Origin of the sequence: Ligilactobacillus sp. (assembly GCF_036846325.1) — a bacterium.
GTDB lineage: Bacteria > Bacillota > Bacilli > Lactobacillales > Lactobacillaceae > Ligilactobacillus.
Genome location: NZ_DAIUCE010000091.1, coordinates 1,056 through 6,803 on the forward strand (window position 1 = coordinate 1,056; position 5,748 = coordinate 6,803).

The 5,748-nt window shown below is 49.1% G+C and carries 6 protein-coding genes; all 6 read left to right on the forward strand.

Annotated elements, in window-relative coordinates; genetic code table 11:
* A partial coding sequence (locus tag V7Z60_RS08030) for a DUF441 family protein (RefSeq protein WP_334117314.1) occupies positions 1-246 on the forward strand: 246 nt, incomplete at its 5' end.
* 213 nt (positions 247-459) lie between these two features.
* Positions 460-1,497, forward strand: a complete 1,038-nt coding sequence (gene argC, locus V7Z60_RS08035) for an N-acetyl-gamma-glutamyl-phosphate reductase (protein ID WP_334117315.1) — start codon at positions 460-462, stop codon at positions 1,495-1,497.
* 14 nt (positions 1,498-1,511) lie between these two features.
* Positions 1,512-2,699 carry a bifunctional glutamate N-acetyltransferase/amino-acid acetyltransferase ArgJ gene (gene argJ / locus V7Z60_RS08040; RefSeq protein WP_334117316.1) on the forward strand — a complete coding sequence of 396 codons (1,188 nt, stop codon included), beginning with the start codon at positions 1,512-1,514 and terminating at the stop codon, positions 2,697-2,699.
* Positions 2,700-2,716: 17 nt separating this feature from the next.
* Entirely contained in the window at positions 2,717-3,490 is a 774-nt protein-coding gene (argB, locus tag V7Z60_RS08045) for an acetylglutamate kinase (protein WP_334117317.1), read from the forward strand.
* Entirely contained in the window at positions 3,465-4,613 is a 1,149-nt protein-coding gene (locus V7Z60_RS08050) for an acetylornithine transaminase (RefSeq protein ID WP_334117319.1), read from the forward strand. Before argB ends, V7Z60_RS08050 begins: the two co-directional genes overlap by 26 nt.
* A gap of 11 nt (positions 4,614-4,624) precedes the next feature.
* Entirely contained in the window at positions 4,625-5,644 is a 1,020-nt protein-coding gene (gene argF, locus V7Z60_RS08055) for an ornithine carbamoyltransferase (RefSeq protein ID WP_334117318.1), read from the forward strand.
* The last annotated feature ends 104 nt before the right edge of the window (positions 5,645-5,748 follow it).

Below are 5,748 nucleotides of genomic sequence, written 5' to 3' on the forward strand. Positions count from 1 at the left end.
CTGCAGGACATGTTCAAGGCCTTCAAAACGCCTGCGGGCTGGATTGCGGTTGCCTGCGGAATTTTGGTGGCGGTTCTTTCAAGATACGGCATTTCGCAGCTTGCCGCCGTTCCGCAGGTAACGGTGATGCTTGTCATTGGCACGATTCTTGGCGTGGTCTTTTTGAAAGGAGTTGCGGCCGGTCCCGTAATCGCAAGCGGGATGGCATATGTCATAATTTCGCTGTTGGGGCTTAGTTTCAAGTGAATCAGTCGGCGGTTGTTTCCGGTACGAAATGCAGTGCTGGTGGCAGCTGCTTTTTTTATGCGTAAAATAATGCATATCTCGCTATCAAATGAATAAAAAACCAAAAAACGCGCAAAAAATAGCATAAATTTATAAAAAACACTTGAAATTATACCGAAATTAGAATATAGTTAGTTCAACGTTATGAATTACTGAGCTTGAGGAGGCGGAGTTATGCGTGCAGCGGTCGTGGGAGTGACTGGGTACAGCGGAACGGAATTGTTTCGAATTTTAAGCAATCACCCTGAAATAGAAGAAATTAATCTGTATGCGCGGGAAAAAGAGGGCGTTTCGAAGCGTTATCTGAATAAAGAGGTGTCTGCATTTCGCAATATTGAAAACGAGCTTTTGCCATATGATGCAAAGAAAATCATGGAACGAAACGACGTAGTGTTCTTTGCGGTTCCGGCCGGGGTTACGAGCAGGCTTGCCGCTCCCTTTATCCAAAACGACTTTCCCGTCATCGATCTGTCGGGCGATTTCAGATTAAAAGATCCGGAAGAATATGAAAAATGGTATAAGAAGCCGGCCGCACCAAAAGAGGAACTGGAAGCATCCTGCTACGGACTGGCTGATTTCTACAAGCCCGATACGAGCTATATTGCAAATCCAGGGTGTTATGCGACGGCGACGATTTTAGGCATTGCACCGCTCCTGCTTAAGCACCTGATCAAGCTCGACTCCCTGATTGTCGATGCCAAGTCAGGCGTATCCGGATCAGGGAAAAAATTGACGGAAAACAGCCATTATCCGGTAATCAATGAAAATGCGCTGCTTTACAAGGTCAATTCTCATCAGCATATTCCGGAAATTTTGCAGCAGCTGAAGAAATTCGACAGCGGGATTGAAGCGCTGCAGTTTTCAACAACGCTGATTCCGGTCACGCGCGGAATCATGGCGACGATTTATGCCAAGCCGGAGGATGCTGACGGTTTTAGTCTTGAAGCATTGAAAAGAGCGTACGCAGACGTCTATCACGGCAAGAAATGCGTCAGGGTCCTTGAAGAAGGATTTCCTCAGATCAAGGACGTGCAGTATTCAAACTACTGCGACATCGGCGTTGCTTACGATGAGCTGAGCAAGACGATTTCCGTTGTTTCCGTAATCGACAACCTTGTCAAAGGCGCGGCGGGGCAGGCGGTGCAGAATATGAATGATTATTTTGGCCTGGATGAGCTTTGCGGGTTGCCGGAAGTTCCGGCCTGGCCATAGGGAGGACAAGGATTATGGAAGAGATTGATTTTAAATGGCCGAAGGGTTTCTTTGCGGACGGAGTTCACGCGGGTCTTCGCAGGAAAAGACTTGATATGGGCTGGGTCGTGTCGGAAGTTCCGGCACAAAGCGCCGGAGTTTATACGACCAACCAGTTTCAGGCGGCTCCGACGAAACTGACGAAGGAAACAATCAATAAGAAGCATGAATTACAGGCCATCATCATGAACAGTGCCGTTGCCAATTCCTGCACGGGAATCGAAGGAACGGAAAATGCACATGAAGAACAGGTCCTTGTTGCTTCAAAACTTGGAATCGATAAAGACCTGGTCGGCGTTGCCTCAACCGGAGTAATCGGGGTTCAATTGCCGATGGATAAAATCAGGCAAGGCTTGGCCGGACTTCAGAAAACTGAAAACTTTAAGGTAACCGAAGCCGTTTTGACGACGGATACGCATTCGAAGACCATCAGTGTGTCATTTGACGTCTTTGGTAAAACGTGTACAATCTCCGGATTCTGCAAGGGATCGGGCATGATCAAACCCAACATGGCCACGATGCTCGGATTCGTCGTGACGGATGCCAAAGTGGCAGGACAAAAGCTTCAGGAAACGCTTGTCGAACTGACGAATGAAACCTTCAATCAGATTACGGTCGACGGTGATACATCGACAAACGACATGGTCGTTGTCATGGCAAACGGTCAGGCCATGAAAGATGAGCCTGAACTTTCAAAGGGACCTGAATATGAAAGCTTCAAGGCAGCCTTAAAGCACGTTCTGGTCTTTTTGGCCAAGGAAATCGCACGTGACGGCGAAGGTGCAACGAAGCTTGTTGAAGCAAACGTCAACGGGGCTTATTCCAAAGAGGACGCGCAGCACGTGGCCAAGGCCATTGTCGGGTCGAACCTCGTCAAGGCGGCCTTGTTCGGAGAAGATGCCAACTGGGGCCGGATCATCGATGCGATTGGTTCGACGAACGCCAGGCTCAAAATCGATTCCGTCGACATTGCGCTTAACAAGACGAAAATCGTCGAGCACTCGCTGGGACTTGATTTTGATGAAGATGCACTAAAGGAAAAACTCAAATCTGATGAGATCATAATCGACGTTGAACTTAACAACGGCGATTTCAAAGGACAGGCATGGGGATGCGACCTGACGTACAAATACGTTCAGATCAACGCCTCGTATCGCAGCTGACGAAAGGGGACCGGAACATGGATGATCTGATTGTGGTTAAAATCGGTGGGAACGCCATTTCTCAATTAAAGCCGGCTTTTTTTGAAAAATTGAAGTATTGGAAGCATTTGGGCAAGAAAGTTCTAATCGTCCATGGCGGCGGTCCGAATATTTCAAGGCTTTGCGAGAAAATGGGGATTCCTGCAGAAAAAAAGCATGGAATTCGCGTAACGGGCAAAGAGGTGCTTGAACTTACGAAACTCGTGCTTTTGGGCGAAAGTCAGCCTGAACTGGTCGAAAAACTGACTGAGCATGGTTTGCCTGTCAGCCCGTTGTCATGTGCCTGTTCGCACCTGATTGAGGGAAGATATCTTGATGAGGCAGAGTATGGTTCGGTCGGCATGGTGACGAAGGTCAACAAGATGGCGATTGCAGGTGCTTTGTGGCAAAGAATCGGCGTCATGGCACCGATGTGCGTGACGGAAGACGGAAAATGGCTGAACGTCAATGCTGATTCGTGCGCCTGCAGCGTTGCCAGTCTGTTGCATGCCGAAGCACTGTATTTATTGACGGACGTTGCGGGAGTGATGGAAAACGGACAGGTGATTCCAAGACTTGACCGCACGCATTGCAGTGAACTTTTCGCCAGGAAGGTAATCACGGCCGGCATGCAGCCGAAGCTGAACGCGGCATTTACGGCACAGGCGGCGGGCGTGTCGCACGTCATTATTACGGATGACCTGGAGAACCACGGAACCGAAATCGTAAAGGAGGAAGAAGACGATGATGCAACATGTATTTCCAACGTATAACAGATTCCCGTTTGAAATCGTGTCCGGCAACGGATTCAAACTGAAGGACAACAAGGGAATGACATATCTGGACTTCACAAGCGGCATCGGCGTTTGCGGACTCGGATACAATGTTTCAAAGCTGAACGCGGCAGTCGAAGAACAGCTTGGAAAGGTCTGGCATACGTCAAACCTTTATGAAAGCAGCCTGCAGGAAAGTGTTGCCAAAAAGCTCGGCGAATCACACGGCATGATTGCAAGCTTCTGCAATTCCGGAACTGAGGCAAACGAGGCGGCCTTCAAGCTGGCACGAAAGGCAACCGGGAAAAGCGGGGTTGTGGCTTTTGACCATTCATTTCACGGCAGAACTTACGGCTCGCTTTCCCTGACCGGAAACAACGGAATCAAGGAAGGCTTCGGTCCGCTCGTGCCCGGAGTTTCCTTTGCCAGATACAATGATTTCGCAGCCCTTGATGAAATTGACGGTCAAAAGGCGGCCGTTATTCTGGAAGTCGTTCAAGGAGAAGGCGGCGTTGTCGTGGGGGATGCCTCCTGGCTTAAAGCTGTTGAAGAAAAAACGCATGAAGCAGGCGCCCTGCTGATTATCGACGAAGTTCAGACAGGAATGGGTCGGACAGGAAAACTGTTTGCCTTTGAAAACTTTGGCTTGGATCCTGATATCGTGACCGTGGCCAAAGGACTTGCCAACGGGATTCCTGTCGGTGCAATGCTTGGCAAAAAGGAATTGGCGAAATTCTTCGGGCCGGGCACTCACGGTTCGACATTTGCCGGCAATCCATTGGCAATGGCAGCCGCCGATGTCGTTTTGGATGAGCTGAACGCTGAATTTCTAAAAGGCGTCAGCGAAAAGGCGGATTTTATCAAATTCCTGCTGGAACAAAAAGCCAGGAACATTGATGCAATCGAAAGCATCAGCGGACTTGGACTCATGATTGGAATCCATCTGAAGGAAACGGTTGATGTCGGCAAAGTCGTTTCGCTGCTGCAGGACAAGGGACTTTTGACGCTCAGTGCGCGCGGCAACACGCTCAGATTGCTTCCGCCGCTGATTACGCCGGCATCTGAGCTTATGGCAGGCATCGAAATCATCACCGAAACGCTTGAAAACATTCTGGTAGCATAGGGGGATTATTCATGAATCATTTTTACGGAAAATCTTATCTGAAGGAAATTGACTTTAACAAAAAAGAACTTGAGTACCTGGTGGATTTTGCGCTTCACTTGAAGGAGCTTAAGAAAAAGAACATTCCTCACAAGTACCTTGAAAACAAGAACATTGCTCTTTTGTTCGAAAAGACATCGACCAGAACGCGGTCTGCCTTTACCGTTGCGGCCAATGATTTAGGTGCGCACCCTGAATTCATGGGCATCTCGGATACGCAGTTCGGCTACAAGGAATCCGTCGCTGATTCTGCCAGAATTCTCGGCAGCATGTTTGACGGTATTGAGTTCCGCGGCTTTGAACAGGCGACCGTTGAAGGTCTTGCTGAATACAGCGGCGTTCCCGTCTGGAACGGTTTGACGGATGACTGGCATCCGACTCAGATGATTGCCGATTTCATGACGATTAAAGAAGTTTTTGGCACGCTTGAAAACAAGAAGCTCACGTACGTTGGAGACGGGCGCAACAATATGGCCAACAGCCTGCTTGTCACGAGCGCAATTCTCGGCGTCGACTGTTCGATTGGTGCTCCCGATGACTTGCAGCCGTCTAAGGAAGTGCAGGACATTGCGCAAAAACTGGCCGAAAAGAGCGGCAGCACGCTTGAAGTTACGGCTGACGTCGCACAGGCAGTCAAGGATGCAGATGTCTTGTACACCGACGTCTGGATTTCCATGGGCGAAGACATCGACGTCAAGGCCCGGGTCGAAAAGCTTCTGCCGTATCAGATCAACGATTCGCTGCTTGAAAAGACCGGCAAGAAAGAAACAATCGTGATGCATTGTCTGCCTGCGTTCCATGACAAGCAAACCAAGATGGGCAAAAAGCTTTGCGATCAATTCGGCGTCGAAGCGCTCGAAATCACTGATGCCGTCTTTAACGGCAAGCATTCCGTCGTTTTTCAGGAAGGCGAAAACCGGCTTCACTCCATCAAGGCCATCATGGCGGCAACTTTGGGCGATTTGTTCATCCCTGATTATTTGTTTGAATAAGATTCTTAGTGAAGGCTCGTTTCAGAAAGGAAACGGGTCTTTTTTTGCCCGTAATTGGGAGCCGGAATTTACGGGCAAATCCCCAAAATCGTCGTTTTGCCCGT

Excerpts from the sequence above, each read along its gene's own strand:
- argC (WP_334117315.1), top strand. The coding sequence starts at position 460 with ATGCGTGCAGCGGTCGTGGGAGTGACTGGGTACAGCGGAACGGAATTG.
- argJ (WP_334117316.1), top strand. The coding sequence starts at position 1,512 with ATGGAAGAGATTGATTTTAAATGGCCGAAGGGTTTCTTTGCGGACGGA.
- argB (WP_334117317.1), top strand. The coding sequence starts at position 2,717 with ATGGATGATCTGATTGTGGTTAAAATCGGTGGGAACGCCATTTCTCAA.
- V7Z60_RS08050 (WP_334117319.1), top strand. The coding sequence starts at position 3,465 with ATGCAACATGTATTTCCAACGTATAACAGATTCCCGTTTGAAATCGTG.
- argF (WP_334117318.1), top strand. The coding sequence starts at position 4,625 with ATGAATCATTTTTACGGAAAATCTTATCTGAAGGAAATTGACTTTAAC.